Annotated in this window: 19 protein-coding genes and 1 tRNA gene; 13 read left to right on the top strand and 7 right to left on the bottom strand. The window is 61.3% G+C overall.

Annotated elements, in window-relative coordinates; genetic code table 11:
- The first annotated feature begins 88 nt into the window (after positions 1 to 88).
- Genes pdhA through M3N55_RS00865 form a run of 3 tightly spaced genes read left to right on the top strand, consistent with a single transcriptional unit; the run spans position 89 to position 3824 of the window.
- Entirely contained in the window at positions 89 to 1099 is a 1011-nt protein-coding gene (gene pdhA, locus M3N55_RS00875; RefSeq protein ID WP_249055484.1) for a pyruvate dehydrogenase (acetyl-transferring) E1 component subunit alpha, read from the top strand.
- 19 nt (positions 1100 to 1118) lie between these two features.
- Positions 1119 to 2492: a pyruvate dehydrogenase complex E1 component subunit beta gene (locus M3N55_RS00870; RefSeq protein WP_249055482.1), complete on the top strand. Its 1374-nt coding sequence runs from the start codon at positions 1119 to 1121 to the stop codon at positions 2490 to 2492.
- A 12-nt stretch (positions 2493 to 2504) separates the two neighbouring features.
- On the top strand, positions 2505 to 3824 hold the full coding sequence (locus M3N55_RS00865; protein WP_249055480.1) for a pyruvate dehydrogenase complex dihydrolipoamide acetyltransferase: 1320 nt from the start codon (positions 2505 to 2507) through the stop codon (positions 3822 to 3824).
- 74 nt (positions 3825 to 3898) lie between these two features.
- On the opposite strand, the gene cysE is transcribed toward M3N55_RS00865, so the two are convergent.
- The 3 genes from cysE to M3N55_RS00850 all read right to left on the bottom strand — a co-directional run bounded on the left by cysE (position 3899) and on the right by M3N55_RS00850 (position 6115).
- Complete coding sequence (gene cysE, locus M3N55_RS00860) at positions 3899 to 4711, bottom strand: serine O-acetyltransferase (RefSeq protein WP_249055477.1); 813 nt, start codon at positions 4709 to 4711, stop codon at positions 3899 to 3901.
- Positions 4712 to 4799: 88 nt separating this feature from the next.
- The gene (locus M3N55_RS00855) at positions 4800 to 5552 is read right to left on the bottom strand and encodes a GNAT family N-acetyltransferase (protein ID WP_249055476.1); all 753 of its coding nucleotides are present in this window, start codon (positions 5550 to 5552) and stop codon (positions 4800 to 4802) included.
- 116 nt (positions 5553 to 5668) lie between these two features.
- Positions 5669 to 6115 carry an outer membrane protein assembly factor BamE gene (locus M3N55_RS00850; protein WP_249055474.1) on the bottom strand — a complete coding sequence of 149 codons (447 nt, stop codon included), beginning with the start codon at positions 6113 to 6115 and terminating at the stop codon, positions 5669 to 5671.
- Positions 6116 to 6279: 164 nt separating this feature from the next.
- Between M3N55_RS00850 and M3N55_RS00845 the strand changes: the two genes are divergently transcribed.
- From M3N55_RS00845 to M3N55_RS00815, 7 genes are all read left to right on the top strand, one after another.
- Entirely contained in the window at positions 6280 to 6846 is a 567-nt protein-coding gene (locus M3N55_RS00845) for a YceD family protein (RefSeq protein WP_249055473.1), read from the top strand.
- A gap of 186 nt (positions 6847 to 7032) precedes the next feature.
- Entirely contained in the window at positions 7033 to 7239 is a 207-nt protein-coding gene (rpmF, locus tag M3N55_RS00840) for a 50S ribosomal protein L32 (protein WP_249055472.1), read from the top strand.
- Positions 7240 to 7270: 31 nt separating this feature from the next.
- Complete coding sequence (gene plsX / locus M3N55_RS00835; protein ID WP_249055470.1) at positions 7271 to 8383, top strand: phosphate acyltransferase PlsX; 1113 nt, start codon at positions 7271 to 7273, stop codon at positions 8381 to 8383.
- On the top strand, positions 8380 to 9357 hold the full coding sequence (locus M3N55_RS00830) for a beta-ketoacyl-ACP synthase III (RefSeq protein ID WP_249055469.1): 978 nt from the start codon (positions 8380 to 8382) through the stop codon (positions 9355 to 9357). The genes plsX and M3N55_RS00830 overlap by 4 nt, the downstream gene beginning before the upstream one ends.
- An 83-nt stretch (positions 9358 to 9440) precedes the next feature.
- Positions 9441 to 9746, top strand: coding sequence for an integration host factor subunit alpha (gene ihfA, locus M3N55_RS00825; RefSeq protein ID WP_249055894.1), 306 nt, complete (start codon positions 9441 to 9443; stop codon positions 9744 to 9746).
- Between the two features lie 16 nt (positions 9747 to 9762).
- Positions 9763 to 10548, top strand: a complete 786-nt coding sequence (locus tag M3N55_RS00820) for a MerR family transcriptional regulator (RefSeq protein ID WP_249055467.1) — start codon at positions 9763 to 9765, stop codon at positions 10546 to 10548.
- A gap of 66 nt (positions 10549 to 10614) precedes the next feature.
- Positions 10615 to 10691: transfer RNA gene (locus M3N55_RS00815), tRNA-Pro, on the top strand.
- Positions 10692 to 10702: 11 nt separating this feature from the next.
- Here M3N55_RS00815 and M3N55_RS00810 read toward each other — a convergent pair.
- Positions 10703 to 10984 carry a sll1863 family stress response protein gene (locus M3N55_RS00810; protein WP_249055466.1) on the bottom strand — a complete coding sequence of 94 codons (282 nt, stop codon included), beginning with the start codon at positions 10982 to 10984 and terminating at the stop codon, positions 10703 to 10705.
- A gap of 145 nt (positions 10985 to 11129) precedes the next feature.
- Between M3N55_RS00810 and M3N55_RS00805 the strand changes: the two genes are divergently transcribed.
- Together M3N55_RS00805 and M3N55_RS00800 are read left to right on the top strand one after the other, a co-directional pair.
- Positions 11130 to 12206: a 2'-deoxycytidine 5'-triphosphate deaminase gene (locus tag M3N55_RS00805; protein ID WP_249055464.1), complete on the top strand. Its 1077-nt coding sequence runs from the start codon at positions 11130 to 11132 to the stop codon at positions 12204 to 12206.
- A 13-nt stretch (positions 12207 to 12219) separates the two neighbouring features.
- Positions 12220 to 12867, top strand: a complete 648-nt coding sequence (locus tag M3N55_RS00800) for a MarC family protein (protein WP_249055462.1) — start codon at positions 12220 to 12222, stop codon at positions 12865 to 12867.
- 1 nt (position 12868) lies between these two features.
- Here the strand turns inward: M3N55_RS00800 and M3N55_RS00795 are convergent, their stop codons facing one another.
- The 3 genes from M3N55_RS00795 to prfA form a co-directional block, all read right to left on the bottom strand.
- The gene (locus tag M3N55_RS00795; protein WP_249055461.1) at positions 12869 to 13621 is read right to left on the bottom strand and encodes a DUF4167 domain-containing protein; all 753 of its coding nucleotides are present in this window, start codon (positions 13619 to 13621) and stop codon (positions 12869 to 12871) included.
- 207 nt (positions 13622 to 13828) lie between these two features.
- Positions 13829 to 14674 (bottom strand): peptide chain release factor N(5)-glutamine methyltransferase, encoded by an 846-nt coding sequence (prmC, locus tag M3N55_RS00790; RefSeq protein ID WP_249055459.1) that lies wholly within the window; start codon positions 14672 to 14674, stop codon positions 13829 to 13831.
- The gene (prfA, locus tag M3N55_RS00785) at positions 14671 to 15726 is read right to left on the bottom strand and encodes a peptide chain release factor 1 (RefSeq protein ID WP_249055458.1); all 1056 of its coding nucleotides are present in this window, start codon (positions 15724 to 15726) and stop codon (positions 14671 to 14673) included. Before prfA ends, prmC begins: the two co-directional genes overlap by 4 nt.
- Positions 15727 to 15838: 112 nt before the next feature.
- Here prfA and M3N55_RS00780 point away from each other — a divergent pair, with 112 nt between their 5' ends.
- Positions 15839 to 17164: an HlyC/CorC family transporter gene (locus M3N55_RS00780; protein ID WP_249055892.1), complete on the top strand. Its 1326-nt coding sequence runs from the start codon at positions 15839 to 15841 to the stop codon at positions 17162 to 17164.
- Position 17165: the final 1 nt, after the last annotated feature.

Below are 17165 nucleotides of genomic sequence, written 5' to 3'. Positions count from 1 at the left end.
TTGCCATAAAACTCTCGCAACGCGAAAAATTATGCGCTAAAGGTTGTTTAACGTTGAACTATTGTCATTACGGGAGGAGTGTCCGGGCATGGCGACACGCAAAACGACACCTAAATCCAATGTCTCGGCAGAAGAATTGCTGAACTATTACCGCGACATGCTGCTGATCCGCCGGTTTGAAGAAAAGGCAGGCCAGCTTTACGGCATGGGGCTGATTGGCGGCTTTTGTCACCTGTATATCGGTCAGGAAGCGGTCGTCGTCGGACTGGAGGCCACCGCGAAAGAGGGCGACAAGCGCGTCACATCGTACCGCGACCATGGCCATATGCTGGCCTGCGGCATGGACCCCAAGGGCGTGATGGCCGAACTCACCGGGCGTGAGGGTGGCTATTCCAAGGGCAAGGGCGGCTCCATGCATATGTTCAGCCGTGAAAAGCATTTCTACGGCGGTCATGGCATTGTCGGCGCACAGGTGCCCTTGGGCGCGGGTCTGGCCTTTTCGGACATGTATCGCGGCAATGACAACGTAACCTTCGCTTATTTCGGCGATGGTGCGGCCAATCAGGGCCAGGTTGCCGAAACCTATAACATGGCCGAACTTTGGGATTTGCCAGTGGTCTTCGTGATCGAGAATAACCAATACGCCATGGGCACCTCGACCAAGCGCGCATCGAAAAGCCCGAACCTGTGGCAGCGTGGTGCTGCCTATGGCATCGCGGGCGAGGAAGTTGACGGCATGGATGTGCTGGCTGTGAAAGCCGCCGGCGAAAAGGCCGTCGCCCACTGCCGCGCGGGCAAAGGTCCGTATATCCTTGAAGTGATGACATACCGCTATCGCGGCCATTCCATGTCGGACCCCGCGAAATACCGCACCCGCGACGAGGTGCAGAAAATGCGCGAGGAACGCGACGCCATTGAGCATGTGCGCGAGTTGCTGCTGCAAGGCAAACACGCCACCGAAGATGACCTGAAAGCCATCGACAAAGACATCAAGGCCACCGTGAATGACGCGGCCGAATTCGCCAAGGAAAGCCCGGAACCCGCGCTGGACGAGCTTTGGACCGATATTTACGCGGCCGAAGTGCCGCAAAACGCCTGATCTGGGGGGATAGCACACCATGGCAACCGAGATTCTGATGCCCGCCCTCTCTCCGACAATGGAAGAAGGCACGCTGGCCAAATGGCTGGTCAAAGAAGGCGATACCGTTTCCGCCGGTGACATTCTGGCAGAGATCGAAACCGACAAAGCCACGATGGAATTCGAGGCCGTCGATGAGGGCGTGATCGGCAAGATCATGGTCGCAGAGGGCACCGAAGGCGTGAAAGTGAACACGCCCATCGCGCTGTTGGTCGAAGATGGCGAAAGCGTCGATGACGCAGAGGCCCCGGTTCAAGACCGGGGCGCGGCCGTCGCTGCAACACCTGCCCCGGCCCACGAGCCGGGGCCTCTGGCCGCCGCCCCTGCCGCACCTAAGACCGATGCAACTCCCGACTGGCCCGAAGGCACAGAGATGCGCAAGCAGACCGTGCGCGAAGCGTTGCGCGATGCCATGGCCGAAGAAATGCGCGCCACGCCCGAAGTGTTTGTCATGGGCGAGGAGGTCGCCGAATACCAAGGCGCCTACAAGATCACCCAAGGCCTGCTGGACGAATTTGGCGCGAAACGCGTGATCGACACGCCTATTACCGAACACGGCTTTGCCGGGATCGGGGTTGGCGCGGCCTTTGGCGGTTTGCGCCCGATTGTCGAATTCATGACCTTCAACTTCGCCATGCAGGCGATTGACCACATCATCAACTCCGCGGCCAAGACATTGTATATGTCGGGCGGGCAGATGGGCTGTCCCATCGTGTTCCGTGGCCCCAACGGTGCCGCCGCCCGCGTCGGCGCGCAACATAGCCAATGCTATGCCGCATGGTATAGCGCCATTCCCGGTCTGAAAGTCGTGATGCCCTATTCGGCCGCTGATGCGAAAGGCCTTCTGAAACAGGCCATCCGCGATCCGAACCCGGTGATCTTCCTGGAAAACGAAATCCTCTACGGCAAAAGCTTCGACGTGCCGGTGATTGAGGATTTCACCATCCCCTTCGGCAAGGCCAAGGTTGAGCGCGCGGGCGAGGATGTGACCATCGTCAGCTTCGGCATTGGCATGACCTACGCACTGGAAGCCGCAGACCGGCTGGCAAAGGACGGTATCAAAGCCGAAGTCATCAACCTGCGCACGATTCGTCCCATGGATACCGACACGATCCTGGCTTCGGTCCGCAAGACCAACCGGCTTGTAACCGTGGAAGAAGGCTATCCGCAAAGTTCGGTCGGCAATTACATCACCTCGGTGGTGATGGAACAGGCCTTTGACCATCTGGATGCGCCGGTCCTCAACCTGTGCGGCAAGGATGTGCCCATGCCCTATGCGGCCAATCTTGAAAAACTGGCGCTGGTCACGACCGATGACGTGGTCGAGGCCGTCCACAAAGTCACTTACCGCTAAGGAGGGGTGCAGATGCCGACAGAGATACTCATGCCCGCGCTGTCCCCGACCATGGAGGAAGGGACGCTTGCAAAATGGCTTGTCAAAGAGGGCGACACCGTGTCGTCGGGCGACATTCTGGCCGAGATCGAGACCGATAAGGCCACGATGGAATTCGAGGCCGTTGATGAAGGCGTGATCGGCAAGATCATGGTAGAGGCGGGCACCGAGGGCGTGAAAGTGAACACGCCCATCGCGGTGCTGCTGGAAGATGGCGAAAGCGCCAGCGACATGACCGCCAGCGCACCGGCTGCGGCGCAGGCGCAGGAAGCCGCGCCAGCGGCTGACGCGGGCGCGAAGGCGGCCCCCGAAGGGGGCTCCGCCGCGGCCGCCCCCCCTGCGCCGGTCAGCGATGGCGGGCGCGTATTCGCCTCGCCGCTGGCCCGGCGCATTGCCGCCGAAAAGGGGCTGGACCTTGCGCAGATCGCGGGGTCAGGCCCGCATGGTCGTATCGTCAAAGCCGATGTGCTAGACGCCAAGCCGGGTGCCGCCCCTGGCCCGCAGGACGCTGCACCAGCGACGACAGCCACAACTCCGGCCAAAGCCGCCGCCATGCCCACCGGCCCCAGCGCCGACATGGTCGCGCGCATGTATGAAGGCCGCGACTACGAGGAAGTTGCGCTCGATGGTATGCGCAAGACGGTCGCCAGCCGTCTGACCGAAGCAAAACAGACCATCCCGCATTTCTACCTGCGCCGCGAGGTGCAGCTTGATGCGCTGATGAAATTCCGCGCCGATCTGAACAAGCAGTTGGAACCACGCGGGGTGAAACTGTCGGTCAATGACTTCATCATCAAGGCCAGCGCCATGGCGCTGCAAGCCGTGCCGGGTTGCAACGCGGTCTGGGCGGGTGATCGCATCTTGCGGCTGAAACCGTCAGACGTGGCCGTGGCTGTCGCCATCGCAGGCGGGTTGTTCACGCCGGTGCTGAAGGATTCGCATCTGAAATCGCTTTCTGCACTTTCGGCAGAAATGAAAGACCTCGCAGGGCGCGCGCGCAACAAGAAGCTTGCGCCGCATGAATATGTCGGCGGGTCGATGGCAATTTCCAACCTTGGCATGTTCGGGATCGAGAATTTCGATGCCGTCATCAACCCGCCGCACGGGTCCATTCTGGCGGTCGGCGCGGGCGTGAAAAAGCCGGTCGTCGGTGCCGATGGCGAATTGAAAGTCGCCACGGTCATGTCGATGACGCTGTCGGTCGACCACCGCGTGATCGACGGCGCGCTTGGGGCTGAATTCCTGCGCGAGGTCGTGGCCTATCTGGAAAACCCGGTCACAATGCTGGCCTGATCCAGGTGGTATAAAACACGAAAAGGGCGCCGTTTCGGGCGCCCTTTTTTATGTGATCGCAGGCCAAGCGAGTGTCAAATCTCGCCCCGGAACAACTGGTCCATGGTCAGGGATGGCTGCGCGCAGCCCGCCTCTCCCACGATGCGCGCAGGCACACCCGCAACCGTCTTGCGCGGCGGCACGTCTTCCAGCACCACCGACCCGGCGGCAATGCGGGCGCAATCGCCCACGCGGATATTGCCCAGCACCTTCGCGCCCGCCCCGATCAGCACGCCATTGCCGATCTTGGGGTGACGGTCGCCATCTTCCTTGCCGGTGCCGCCCAGCGTGACCGAATGCAGCATCGAGACATTGTCGCCCACCACGGCGGTTTCGCCGATAACGATGGAATGCGCGTGGTCGATCATGATCCCCTTGCCGATCCGGGCACCGGGGTGGATATCGACACCAAAGCATTCCGACACCCGCATTTGAATAAGGCTGGCGAAGTCCGTGCGCCCTTTTTGGCACAACCAATGCGAGATGCGATACGCCTGAACGGCTTGGAAGCCTTTGAAATACAACAAGGGTTTCAAGAACCGATTGCAGGCCGGATCACGCTCGAAGGTGGCGACGATATCGGCGCGTGCGGCTTCGCCCAAGAACGGGTCGTCGGCATGGGCAGCATCCATGATCTCGCGCAGGATCTGCTCGGACAGTTCCGCCGTGCTCAGCTTCTGGCTCAGCCGAAAGGCCAGCGCCTGTTCCAACGTCTTGTGGTGCAACACAGAGGCGTGGAACATGCCGCCCAGCAGCGGTTCTGCGGCCAGCGCCGTCTCTGCTTCCCGACGAATACGCTCCCAAACCGGGTCAAGCGCGCGCAGGCTAGGTTTCGGCGATTGGACCATGATCCGCCCTCCCTTCAAAAATTCTGCACCAGCATATAACCGCGAGCGCCCAAAAAACAATCGCTGCGGGTGACATTCGCGCAGGCGGTCAGCGGGGCTGCGTCATTCCCATCAGCAGCCGCTTGCGCGCGGGTGGAATGCGCGCAATCTCGACTGCGGTGAACACATGCAGCGTGTTCAGGTTCGGGTCACGCACGGCGTGGTCAGACACCCAGCCCCCAAGCCCCAGATACAGCCGCAGCAAGGCCGGAATGGATTGCATGGCCATCTTCTGATCTGCCAGACTCCCGGCTTCTGGCAGGTCGAAGGCAAGCGCGTCGCGTTTTTTCGGACACAGGGCCGAAGGGCCAATATGGCGCATCTTCAACCAGCCCAAAGCTGCGGCGTGGCGCGCGGGATCGTCCCCCTTGAAAGAGGCACAGCCCAGCAGAAGATCGGCCTTCTCGGCCTCTGCGTGAAGCGCGATACCGGCCAGCAGCGCGCGCAAGATGTCCGGGTCTTGCCGCCGGTCGCTGGCAATGCAAACACGCCCCAGTTCCAGCCCGCGCAGCCCGGCAGACGCCAGCGGCGACAGATCATAGAATTGTGCGCTATAGCCTGCATCCAGCTCTGGTCCATCCAGCAAGCGCACCCGCGCGCAAGCCAGTGCGGCAGGGGTGTCGCCCTCGACCACCAGCATATGCTGACAGAGCGGATCGAACCGGTCCATATCGGCGCCATGATTGTCTCGGAACCGCACCCGCCGCAATTGCGCGACCTGCGCCATATCGGTGGCATCCCGTGCAAAACGCAGGGTAAGCCGGCCAAAACCACGATCGGGAAAACGCGGTGCGTCAGCCATCGCAACCGGCCTTTGTGGCAGACCACATAGCGTTGCAACACTCTCTCTGTCGGGTCGGCTGGCTGATGCGGTGCGGTGCGTTCATTGACACGATCCGCCCTTGCCCTTTGCCCGCGTCAGTTCGCCAGCATTTGCGCCGGGTTGAACTGCCCAAGACTGCCAAGCAACTGCCGCAAGACCGACTGCCCACGCGGCCCGGTTTCTGTCACACGGCGAGACAAGGCAACGACCTGCCCGTCTTCCAGCCCGAACCGTTCAATATTGCTGACGCGGTCACGGCTGTCGAAGCTGATGGCGACAACCTCACGGCGTTGTTCGATGGGGGCGCGCCAGCCTTCTTCGATCCAGTCGCTTTGCACATAATACCATGCGCCGCCTTCCATAACGCCAGACACACCGGGGCGCCCAACCTTATCGACCACGGTTTCGCGGGTATCCTGTCCAACCTCGATCTCGGCCAATTGCAGGTCGTCGGGGGCGTAACCGTGGTAGCGCTGCACCGGCGTGCAGGCGCTCAGGGCCAGCGCCACAACAGCGAAAAGCGCAAAAACACCCTGTTTCATTGGCCAACCCGCCCCTCTTCACATGCAGCGCCCCCGAAAACCGGGCGCATCTGTCGCCAAAGGGATACATAAGGACGCCCGGCACTTCAAGAATGGAAACCATGCGCCTATATCTTTGCGGCACCGCAGTGCGGTATCGGAACCTAAATGAAGGGGCAAAGACCATGACCGCCGACCTACCCAAGATGCCCCGCCTGGCCCCACCTGTCGCGGTGGGCAGCCTGAACGGGCGCAAGTCACGAGAGATCCTTATCGAACCCGACGCCGCCGCCTGCGCAGAGGTCGCGCAATATCTGGGCCTGAGCGGAATACGAAAGTTTCGCTTTCACGGGTGGCTTGCCCCTTTGGGCGACCGCGACTGGGAAGTGTCCGGCAAGCTGGGCGCAAGCGTGGTGCAGCCCTGCGCCGTGACGCTCGCCCCTGTGACCAGCCGAATCGATGAGCGGATCGTGCGCCAGTTCATCGCGGATTGGTCCGAACCAGACGCCGAAGAGGTCGAGATGACACTCGATGAGCGGCTTGAACCGCTTGGCAACCAGATTGACCTGTCGGCCATCGTAATAGAGGCTTTGGCGCTGGCGCTACCAGAGTTTCCCCGTGCCGCTGGCGTGGCGCTGAACCCCGAGGGCGTGATCCGCGCCGCCCCGGACGGCGAGACACCGCTTGATGACGATGCCGTCAAGCCCTTTGCCGGGCTGGCCGCGCTGCGTGACAAACTAGATCGGGGCTGAACACCGCGCGTTCCACGCCTTGTGCATCAAAAAAACGCCTGTATTTTGCGCCCTTCGTGCGAACAGGGCTTGGAAGCGCGGCATATTCCGTGTATCTGGCCCCAAATTCGCAATCACCGACACCCGCGCTGCACCGGTCCTACCATATCTGGGCCGCCACTGCGCCACTGACATCCGAGGTTTGACATGGCCGTTCAACAGAATCGCGTGACCCGCTCCCGTCGTAACATGCGCCGTTCGCATGATGCGCTGGTCGCTTCCAACCCAAACGAGTGCAGCAATTGCGGCGAGCTGAAGCGCCCGCATCACGTTTGCCCGTCCTGCGGTCACTATGCCGACCGCGAAGTGGTCGCCCAAGCGACCGAGATTGATCTGGAAGACGACGCGGCCTGATTGTGCTCCGTGTCCCGCGTCAGGGTCGTTGATGTCAGACGCGCATAATTCCAGCGCCACAGGCGGCACCGACACAATCACAGTGTCGGTGGACGCCATGGGCGGCGACCAAGGCCCTCAGGCCGTGGTAGACGGATGTGAGCTTTCGCTTGCAAAAAACCCAGAGCTGAAAATCCTGTTGCATGGCGACGAAGCGGTTTTGGCGCCATTGCTTGACCGAAAGCCAGCTTTGGGCGGACGGCTCACGCTGCGCCACAGTCCCGACACAGTGAAGATGGATGACAAGCCCGCGCAGGTTATGCGCCACGGGCGTCAGACCTCGATGTGGAATGCCTTGGGCGCACAGCGCGAAGGTGCTGCTCAGGCGACTGTCTCTTGCGGCAATACTGGTGCGCTGATGGCGGTGTCGATGTTGCAGCTTCGCAAGTTGCCGGGCGTGCACCGCCCTGCGATTGCCTGCCTGTGGCCGTCGCGCGGCAAAACCGGCTTCAACACCATGCTGGATGTCGGGGCCGATGTGCGCGCCGATGAAGAATCACTTCTGCAATACGCGATGATGGGGGCAGCCTATTACCGCAACGCTTTCGATGTGGCCCGCCCACGCGTTGGCCTGCTGAACGTGGGCACGGAAGAACATAAAGGCCGGGCAGAGATTAAAGAAGCCGCCTTGCTGATCGCACAGGCCGCCGAGATCGGACAATTCGAATTCGTCGGCTTCGTGGAAGGTGGCGATATTCCATCGGAACGCGTGGACGTGATCGTGACGGATGGGTTTACCGGCAATGTCGCGCTTAAAACCGGCGAGGGGACGGCCCGGCTCATCTCTGAATTGCTACGCCGAGAGTTGACCGCGACCCCTTGGGCCAAAATCGCGGGCCTGCTGGCCTTGGGCCCTATGCGTCGCGCCAAGAAGCGCACCGACCCCAGCCGCGTCAATGGGGGCGTGTTCTTGGGGCTGAACGGAACGGTGGTCAAATCCCACGGCTCGGCTGATGCGACGGGTGTTTCTTCCGCGATCAAGCTGGCCTTTACGCTGGCACGCTCGGGCTTTCAGGACCGCATGTCCGACCGTCTCAGCGCTGTGATGGATTCGGTGGCAGGACGGCAAGAGGCGGCAGCCGCAAACGCAGGGGATACAGAATGAGCACGATCCGGGCGGTCATTCGCGGTTGCGGTCATTACCTGCCAGAGCGGGTGGTGCCGAATTCGGAATTCGCCAACACACTCGACACCTCGAATGAATGGATTGTATCGCGCTCCGGGATTGAGCGGCGCCATTTCGCGGCAGAGGGCGAGTATACGTCAGACCTTGCCATCCATGCCGCACGCCGGGCGCTCGATGCCTCTGGTGTTGCACCCGACCAGATCGATGCCGTCATTGTCGCCACCTCGACGCCGGATTACACCTTCCCCGCCGTGGCCACGCAGGTTCAAGCCGCGCTTGGTATCCAGCAGGGATTCGCCTTCGACATTCAGGCGGTCTGCGCGGGCTTTGTGTTTGCGCTGGCCAATGCGAACGGGCTTATCCTTGGCGGGCAAGCCAAGCGCGTGCTGGTCATTGGCGCCGAAACCTTTTCGCGGATCATGGACTGGAGCGACCGGGGCACCTGTGTTCTGTTCGGTGACGGCGCAGGCGCGGTGATTCTGGAAGCCGTTGAAAGCGAAGGCACATCAGATGATCGCGGCATTCTTGGCGTGGATCTGAACTCTGACGGGCGATACCGCGATTTGCTATATGTCGATGGCGGCGTGTCGCGCTCTGGCACTGCCGGCGTGCTGCGGATGCAGGGGCGCGAAGTGTTCCGCCACGCCGTAGAGAAACTGGCCCAGACGGCCAGCACCGCGCTGGAACGCTCTGGGCTGGCGTCGGACGATGTTGACTGGGTTGTGCCGCATCAGGCCAACCTGCGCATTATCCGTGGCACCGCGCAAAAGCTGGGCGTGCCGATGGAAAAGGTCGTTGTCACTGTGCAAGACCACGGCAACACCTCTGCCGCCTCTATCCCGCTGGCGCTGTCGGTCGCCGATGCGCGCGGGCAATTTAAGGCTGGCGATGCAATCGTTATCGAAGCGATTGGCGGCGGTCTAAGCTGGGGCGCAATTGTCTTGCGTTGGTAGCACTTTAAGCCGACTGTCCAACCCCCTGATATTGACTCGGAAATTGCTTTCGCGCAGGATAGCGTCAAAGGCCGGGGGGCATGATGTCAGATAGAACACTCACACGCATGGACCTAACCGAAGCGGTGTTCCGCGAGGTAGGCTTATCGCGCAACGAATCCGCCGGGCTGGTGGATACCGTTTTGCAGCACATCTCTGATGCGCTGGTGACGGGCGAGCAGGTCAAGATCTCGTCTTTTGGCACCTTCTCGACGCGCGACAAGAATGCGCGCATGGGGCGCAACCCGAAAACCGGCGAAGAAGTGCCGATCTCGCCGCGCAGGGTGCTGAGTTTCCGGCCTTCGCATCTGATGAAAGACCGTGTCGCGCAAGGCAATTCCGCGCAGTAAACAGTAAGGCAAGTTCATGCGTAAGGCACCAGAGGCGTTCCGCACCATAAGCGAAGCGGCGGAAGCCTTGGACACCCCGGCTCATGTGCTGCGGTTCTGGGAAAGCAAGTTCAGCCATGTCAAACCCGTAAAGCGCGCAGGTGGGCGGCGCTATTACCGCCCCGCAGATATAGACCTGCTGTCAGGCATAAAGCTGCTGCTGCACGATCAGGGCATGACGATTCGGGGCGTGCAAAAGCTGTTGCAAGAAAAGGGTGCGCGACATGTGACAGGCCTTGCACCGGTCGTGAACGATGTGCTGGACGGGGATGTCTTGGATGCCGTCGCCGCCAAAGAGGAGAGTGCCCCCTCTGCCCCTGCTATGGCACCTGTTGCCGACTCTGACATGCCTGCCGCTGACAGCTCTGCGAATGCTCCGAAGGAAACGCCCCTACCCAGCACAGACCCCGAAGAGGTGCCCACGCCCGCCTTGCCGCCAGAGGAACATCAGCCAAGACTGCAAGACGACACGCCGCAGTCGGGCGAAGCTGAACCTGAACACGAACCAGAAGTGGCCCCAGAAACGGCAGCGCCAGATAACACAGCACCAGCCATGACAGCCGTGCCTGAACCTGCAAAACCCACCGAGCCCCCTGCTCTTGCCGCGTTGCTAGATGCTGCAAGCGCCCCGCAGGAACCGCCGCGTTTTGCACGGATCGCCCACGCGCTGCGCATCAATCCCCCGCGTGACGCGAGCCGTTTTGCCCCGGCGCTCGCGCGGCTTGAACAGCTTGTCCAGACGATCACTGACCGCGCCGAATAACACGTGCAGGGCGGATTGCCCCTTGCCCTCGGCGCTGAATCGGTTAGAAGGCCGGGCATAGCTTGTCGGGCTATAGCGCAGTCTGGTAGCGCGTCCGTCTGGGGGACGGAAGGTCGCAGGTTCAAGTCCTGCTAGCCCGACCATTTCACCCGTTTCAGTAGCGTTTCGTGGCCTTGTCAAAAGCGTTCGAAATGTCAAGCCACGCCGCTTCGAACCCGGCTTGCATATCAGACCATGCTTTTTCGCTCGCCTCGCGCGCCTCCTTTAGTTTGGCTTCGAACTGGTCGCGCTGTTCTCTCATCTCGTCTAGCTGATCCCTGTATTTTTGTTTCATGTCCGCCTCGGCACCGCGCATCTGGGCCTCTTGCTTTGCGATCTCTGCGTTCCACTCGTCGATCTTGGCCTTGGTTTGCTGGATAAATATGTCGCGATCCATATAAGTTTCCTTTCATCGGGTTGCGATGGTGAGTCAGCTAAGACGCCACCGATGGTCCTGCAACCCTGTCGCGCTCGCTCTTTCCAAGACCCATTCCCTTCGCTAAGACGGAAAACAGAAGCGGCGTTAGGGAAAGTTGACCATTATGCAAGGCGTTTTGCCATCCCAAACCCTACGCGAGATGATCGCGCGCGCTGAAATCATTGCCGAAACTCGGATTACCGATGAACAGGTGCAGCCTGCCAGTCTGGACTTGCGGCTGGGGCATCGTGCATGGCGGGTGCGCGCGTCATTTCTGGCGGGCAAAGGTCGGCGGGTGGCTGACCGATTGGCCGATTTCGAAATGCACGAGATGGCGCTTGATGATGGCACGGTGCTGGAAAAAGGCTGCGTCTACGTCGTGGAATTGATGGAGAGCCTCGCCCTGCCCGAAGGATTGCAGGCTGTGGCCAATGCCAAAAGCTCTACCGGGCGGTTGGACCTTCTGACACGCGTGATCGCAGATAACGGCACCGAATTCGACCGCGTCCCAGAGGGGTATCACGGCCCGCTCTATGCCGAAATCTGCCCGCGCTCGTTTTCCGTGCTGGTGCGCCCCGGCCAGCGGCTGAACCAGATCCGGTTTCGGCGCGGCCATGCGGTTCTGGATGACACAGCGCTGCGCGCGCTGCACGACAGCGACACGCTGGTGCCGGGAGAGCCGGTGATCTCTGACGGTCTGGGCTTCTCGGTGGACCTGAAGCCCGCACAAGGCACCTTGGTCGGCTACCGCGCCAAGCCCCATACCGGCGTGATCGACCTAGACCGTGTCGGGGCGTATGCCCCGCGCGAATTCTGGGAAGAACTGCATAGCGACAATGGCCAGATTATCCTTGATCCGGGGGCGTTCTACATTCTGGTCAGCCGCGAGGCTGTGCATATCCCGCCCGATTATGCCGCCGAAATGGCCCCCTATCTGGCCATGGTGGGCGAATTTCGCGTGCATTATGCAGGGTTCTTCGACCCTGGCTTTGGCCATGCCGCAGCCGGTGGCACCGGCGCGCGCGGCGTGCTGGAAGTGCGCTGCCATGAAGCGCCCTTCGCGCTGGAACACGGGCAGATCGTCGGGCGGCTGGTCTATGAACGCATGGCAGAGCGACCCGAACGACTGTATGGCGCTGACCTTGCGTCGAACTACCAGGGCCAGGGTTTGAAACTGGCCAAGCATTTCAAAGCTCAGTGATGCGGGAAGTCTGATGCTGGAAATCCCGTTTCTTATCTCGGCCTTTGTCACGCTGTTCGTGGTCATCGACCCGATCGGCACGGCGCCGCTGTTCTTGGCCTTGACCCAAGGCATGTCCGCGTCTCAGCGTCGCGCGGTTGGCCTGCGCGCCTGTTTCATCGCGGCGCTACTGCTGCTGGCCTTCGCTTTGGCGGGCGAGGATTTCCTGCGCTTCATTGGCATTTCCATGCCTGCCTTCCAGATCGCAGGGGGGCTTTTGCTGTTTCTGACCGCGCTCGACATGCTATTCGACCGCCGCTCGGAACGCCGCCAGAACCACGCAGATGAGGGGTCCGGCAATCTGGCCGACGACCCGTCCGTCTTTCCGCTGGCGATGCCGCTCATTGCAGGGCCGGGCGCAATGGCGACCATGGTGCTGCTCATCAACGACACCGGCGGATCATGGGAAGGGGTGGCGCTGATCTCTGGCGTCATGCTGGCCGTGATCGCGCTGGTGCTGCTGGCCTTTCTGGCCGCCGCACCGCTGGAACGCATCTTGCGCCGCACCGGAACCATGGTGCTGACACGCCTGTTCGGCCTGCTGCTGTCCGCGCTTTCGGTTCAATTCGTGCTCAACGGCGCATCGGCGCTTGGCATATTGCCAAACGCCTTGCCAATGTAACTTATTCCGCAGCAGAGGATTTCATCTCGGGCGCTGGCGGAGTATCGCCGCTATCGGCTTTGGGCGCGCGCGGCTTGCGCGGAGCGCGGCGCGGTTTCGCAGCCGCCTCTTCCCCCTCGGCCTTGGGCTTGGGCGCGCGAGGTTCTTCTGCATTGGCGGCGTGCGGCTCTGCGGCCTTGGGCGCGCGCGGTTTACGGGTGTTGCGCGGCTTGCGCGCGCCCTCATCTGCCACGGCGTTATCCGGGCGCGCGGGCGGGTTGCTGCCCTCGGGCGTCTCTACGACCAGCGCGCTATCCTCGGACGAATTGGATGGAGCAACGTCGAAGGACGAACTTGGCGACTGCGATTCTTGCGCCTGCTCTGCGTGCCGCTGCGGTTGCGGTTGCGGTTGCCCGCCGTTCTGGCCATTCTGGCCGCCATTCTGATTGTTATTATGACGGTTCCGATCATCGCTGCGGGCGCGCTGTTCGTCCTGCTGCTGGCGACGTGCCTCTTGCTCGGCGGCCTGTTCTTTCTGGGCCTGCGCCAGCATGCGGGTGTAATGCTCTGCATGTTGCTGAAAGTTTTCCGCCGCCACACGGTCATTGCCCAACTGCGCATCACGCGCAAGGAACTGGTATTTTTCGATAATCTGCTGCGGCGTGCCGCGCACCTTGCCTTCGGGTCCAGAACTGTCGAACACGCGGTTGACGATGTTTCCAAGCGTTTTGGGGCGGTTCGACTTCGAACGCGAACGTTTGTTAGGTGATCTCATGTTGTAAAATGTCCAGCCAGATAGGGACTAATCTTGCGTTTTGCACTGCGCCGCCGTTTTGGCACAAGAGCAAGACACTGATCGGGGTGTCAGGTGCAGCGAAGCCTTGCTGTTCCAACCTGCCCCGCGTTCGTGCCATGCAAAACCGCATATGGCAAGCCCCGTGACAGACAAAAACCGTGCAAGACGCGGATTATGGCCGATTTATCATACCGCAGCCCGCCCCATCACAACGCGCGGATGCCCCGACAGGTCATATCGCAAGGCAATATCGGCCAATCCTGCGGCCCTAAACAGCTCTTGCACGGCATTTCCCTGTTTATGGCCGATCTCGACCATCAACCAGCCATTGGGCGCCAGATACGCTGCCGCTTGGGCACATATAAGACGGTAGGCCGCCAGCCCCGTGCCATCATCATGGTCGGGCACCAACGCCATGCGCGGTTCATACACCCGCACATCCGGGGCCAGACCCTCCAGTTCGGGCGTGCCGATATAGGGCGGGTTCGACACGATAAGATCGAATCGTCCCTGCACCGCGCTGAACCAGTCAGAGCATTGGACTGTCGCGCGCGCAGCGCAGCCCAGCGCCTTTGCATTGCGCGCAGCCACATCCAGCGCGGCTTGCGACAGGTCCACGGCAACGCCCTGCGCGTCCGGTCGTTCGGCCAACAAGGTCAATGCAATGGCGCCAGACCCGGTGCCAAGGTCCAGAAACCGGGTGAAAGGCTGCTCCAGCGCGGCCTCTATCAGGGTTTCGGTGTCGGGGCGCGGGTCCAGCACATCGGGGGTGACGATGAACTCGCGCCCGTAAAACGCGCGCCGCCCGACAATCTGCGCGACGGGCTGATGCGCGGCCCGCGCGGCAATCGCTTTGTGAAACCGAGCTTGCACCTTTGCAGGCATGTCGTCTTGCAACGCCAATGTCAGACGATCGCGCGGAATGCCCAGTGCATGGGCCAATAAAATGCGCGCGTCGGTGGCGGCCCCGTCCAATTGTGCCGCGCGCAAGGCCGCGACACCTTCGGCCAGCAAGGCCGCACCGCGGATCATGCGTCCATCGCCGCCAGTTTCGCGGCCTGATCCGCCGCGATCAGCGCATCGATTACCTCGTCCAGATCACCGGCCATAACCGCGTCCAGCTTATACAGCGTCAGGTTTATGCGATGATCGGTCATCCGCCCTTGCGGAAAATTATAGGTGCGGATGCGTTCCGAGCGGTCGCCGCTGCCAACCTGGCTGCGCCGCGCATCGGCGCGTTCGGCATCGGCGCGCTGGCGTTCCATGTCATACAGCTTTGCGCGTAAGACCTGCATGGCAATGGCGCGGTTCTGGTGCTGCGATTTCTCGGACGACGTAACAACCAACCCGGTCGGCAAATGCGTGATCCGCACAGCCGAATCGGTGGTGTTCACATGCTGCCCGCCTGCCCCGGATGCGCGCATCGTGTCGATGCGGATATCGGTCGTGGGAATGTCGATCTCGACCTCTTCGGCTTCGGGCAGCACCGCGACGGTGGCCGCCGATGTATGAATTCGTCCGCCAGATTCCGTAACCGGCACACGTTGCACCCGGTGAACGCCCGATTCGAATTTCAGCCGAGCGAACACGCCCTCGCCCGCTACCCGAATGACCACTTCGCGCAAGCCGCCAAGTTCCGTTTCCGAATGGCTGATGGTCTGGACCTGCCAACCGCGCGTTTCTGCATAACGCTGATACATGCGCAACAGGTCAGCGGCGAACAACCCCGCTTCGTCCCCGCCAGTGCCGGGGCGAATCTCGACAAGTGCGGGTTTCGCATCGGCGCTGTCGCGGGGCAGCAACGCCAACCGCAAAGCTTGTTCAAGTGCTGGCAGTTCCGACTGCAAGCGCTCCAGCTCTTCCTCGGCAAGTTCGCGCATGTCGGGCTGATCGCGCAGCGACAACGCCTCTTCCCGATCACGCAAAGATTGGCGGTAAGCGTTGATCTGCGCCACGACCGGCTTCAATTCGGCATAGTCGCGCGACAGTTGCACCATATCGGCGCCCGAAGCCCCGGCCATGAGCCGCGCTTCGAGATACTCGAATTTTTGCAAAATCTGGTCAAGAGCATCGCTGGCAAACATGGCTATGGCTCATGACCGGAAGGGCGCGCGCGGTCAAGACCACGGCGACTCTTTACGCGCAACCCCGAAGCCCTTACATATTGGACCAATTGCAGCAACCTTCGTGAGTTACATGGAAAATCTGGCCGCCAATCTGGACACGGCCTTTTGGTTGACCTCAGGCGGAATTCTTTGCCTTCTGGTCGTCTCTGGGCTGTTTTCAGGCTCGGAAACCGCGCTGACGGCCTCTAGCCGCGGCAAGCTGAAATCGCAGGCCGACAAGGGCGAACGCGGTGCCGACAGCGCGCTGATCCTGACAGAGGATAGCGAGCGCATGATCGGCGCGATCCTTCTGGGCAACAACATGGTCAATATTCTGGCCGCCTCCTTGGCCACGGCCCTGTTCACCCGGCTGTTCGGCGATAGCGGCGTGGCGCTGGCCACACTGGTTATGACCCTGCTGGTGCTGATCTTTGCCGAAGTGCTGCCCAAGACCTACGCCATTTCGAACCCGGAACGCGCGGCGCTGAAAGTTGCGCCGGGATTGCGCATTATCGTGGCTGTGTTTTCGCCCGTTGTGGCGGTTGTGCGGTTTATCGTGCGCCGGGTGCTGGCGCTGTTTGGTGTCGATATCGATCCCAACAGCCATATCATGTCGGTCCATGAGGAAATCGCGGGCACTTTGGCACTTGGCCATTCTTCCGGGTCGGTCGAGAAAGAGGACCGGGACCGTCTTTTGGGCGCGCTGGACCTGTCAGAGCGCACGGTCGAAGAGATCATGCGCCACCGCAGCCAGATCGATGTGGTCGATGCCGACCAACCCGTCCGAGAGATCATTGCGCATTGCATCAACGCGCCACATTCGCGCTTGCCGGTCTACCGCGAAGACCCTGAAAATATTATCGGCATCCTTTATGTGCGCGATCTGGTCCGCGAAATGCATGCGCTCGTCGCCACAGCGGGCGGCGATTACGACGCCATCGCCAAGCTGGACCTGACCAAGCTGTTGCGCGCGCCTTATTTTGTGCCGGAAACCACGCCGCTTGATGAACAGATGCGTGAATTCCTGCGGCAGAAGCGGCATTTCGCGCTGGTGGTGGATGAATATGGCGCGCTGCACGGGCTGATTACGCTGGAAGACATTCTGGAAGAGATCGTCGGTGAGATCGAGGATGAATACGATGTGCCCACGCCCCCGGAGTTGGTGCAGTTGGAAAGTGGCGAGGTGGTCGTCGAAGGGTCCATGACCATCCGTGACCTGAACCGTGCCGCCGACTGGTCGCTGCCCGACGAAGAAGCGGTCACGGTGGCGGGCCTTGTCATTCATGAAGCGCAGACAATTCCGGAAGAAGGCCAAAGCTTTCTGTTCCACGGCTGCCGGTTCACCGTTCTGGAGCGGGTCGACAACCGCGTGACAAAGCTGAGCATCCGCAAGCAAAAGCTTGAAAAGGCGGATTAGG

The sequence above is a fragment of the Roseinatronobacter domitianus genome (assembly GCF_023336755.1).
GTDB classification, from domain to species: Bacteria; Pseudomonadota; Alphaproteobacteria; order Rhodobacterales; family Rhodobacteraceae; genus Roseinatronobacter; species Roseinatronobacter domitianus.
Note: the sequence above shows the minus strand (reverse complement) of the source record. Positions and strands in the feature narration are given on the sequence as shown.

Bases quoted from the DNA above. Each gene is read 5' to 3' on its own strand.
- pdhA (WP_249055484.1), top strand. From the start codon at position 89: ATGGCGACACGCAAAACGACACCTAAATCCAATGTCTCGGCAGAAGAA.
- M3N55_RS00870 (WP_249055482.1), top strand. From the start codon at position 1,119: ATGGCAACCGAGATTCTGATGCCCGCCCTCTCTCCGACAATGGAAGAA.
- M3N55_RS00865 (WP_249055480.1), top strand. From the start codon at position 2,505: ATGCCGACAGAGATACTCATGCCCGCGCTGTCCCCGACCATGGAGGAA.
- cysE (WP_249055477.1), bottom strand. From the start codon at position 4,711: ATGGTCCAATCGCCGAAACCTAGCCTGCGCGCGCTTGACCCGGTTTGG.
- M3N55_RS00855 (WP_249055476.1), bottom strand. From the start codon at position 5,552: ATGGCTGACGCACCGCGTTTTCCCGATCGTGGTTTTGGCCGGCTTACC.
- M3N55_RS00850 (WP_249055474.1), bottom strand. From the start codon at position 6,115: ATGAAACAGGGTGTTTTTGCGCTTTTCGCTGTTGTGGCGCTGGCCCTG.
- M3N55_RS00845 (WP_249055473.1), top strand. From the start codon at position 6,280: ATGACCGCCGACCTACCCAAGATGCCCCGCCTGGCCCCACCTGTCGCG.
- rpmF (WP_249055472.1), top strand. From the start codon at position 7,033: ATGGCCGTTCAACAGAATCGCGTGACCCGCTCCCGTCGTAACATGCGC.
- plsX (WP_249055470.1), top strand. From the start codon at position 7,271: ATGTCAGACGCGCATAATTCCAGCGCCACAGGCGGCACCGACACAATC.
- M3N55_RS00830 (WP_249055469.1), top strand. From the start codon at position 8,380: ATGAGCACGATCCGGGCGGTCATTCGCGGTTGCGGTCATTACCTGCCA.
- ihfA (WP_249055894.1), top strand. From the start codon at position 9,441: ATGTCAGATAGAACACTCACACGCATGGACCTAACCGAAGCGGTGTTC.
- M3N55_RS00820 (WP_249055467.1), top strand. From the start codon at position 9,763: ATGCGTAAGGCACCAGAGGCGTTCCGCACCATAAGCGAAGCGGCGGAA.
- M3N55_RS00810 (WP_249055466.1), bottom strand. From the start codon at position 10,984: ATGGATCGCGACATATTTATCCAGCAAACCAAGGCCAAGATCGACGAG.
- M3N55_RS00805 (WP_249055464.1), top strand. From the start codon at position 11,130: ATGCAAGGCGTTTTGCCATCCCAAACCCTACGCGAGATGATCGCGCGC.
- M3N55_RS00800 (WP_249055462.1), top strand. From the start codon at position 12,220: ATGCTGGAAATCCCGTTTCTTATCTCGGCCTTTGTCACGCTGTTCGTG.
- M3N55_RS00795 (WP_249055461.1), bottom strand. From the start codon at position 13,621: ATGAGATCACCTAACAAACGTTCGCGTTCGAAGTCGAACCGCCCCAAA.
- prmC (WP_249055459.1), bottom strand. From the start codon at position 14,674: ATGATCCGCGGTGCGGCCTTGCTGGCCGAAGGTGTCGCGGCCTTGCGC.
- prfA (WP_249055458.1), bottom strand. From the start codon at position 15,726: ATGTTTGCCAGCGATGCTCTTGACCAGATTTTGCAAAAATTCGAGTAT.
- M3N55_RS00780 (WP_249055892.1), top strand. From the start codon at position 15,839: ATGGAAAATCTGGCCGCCAATCTGGACACGGCCTTTTGGTTGACCTCA.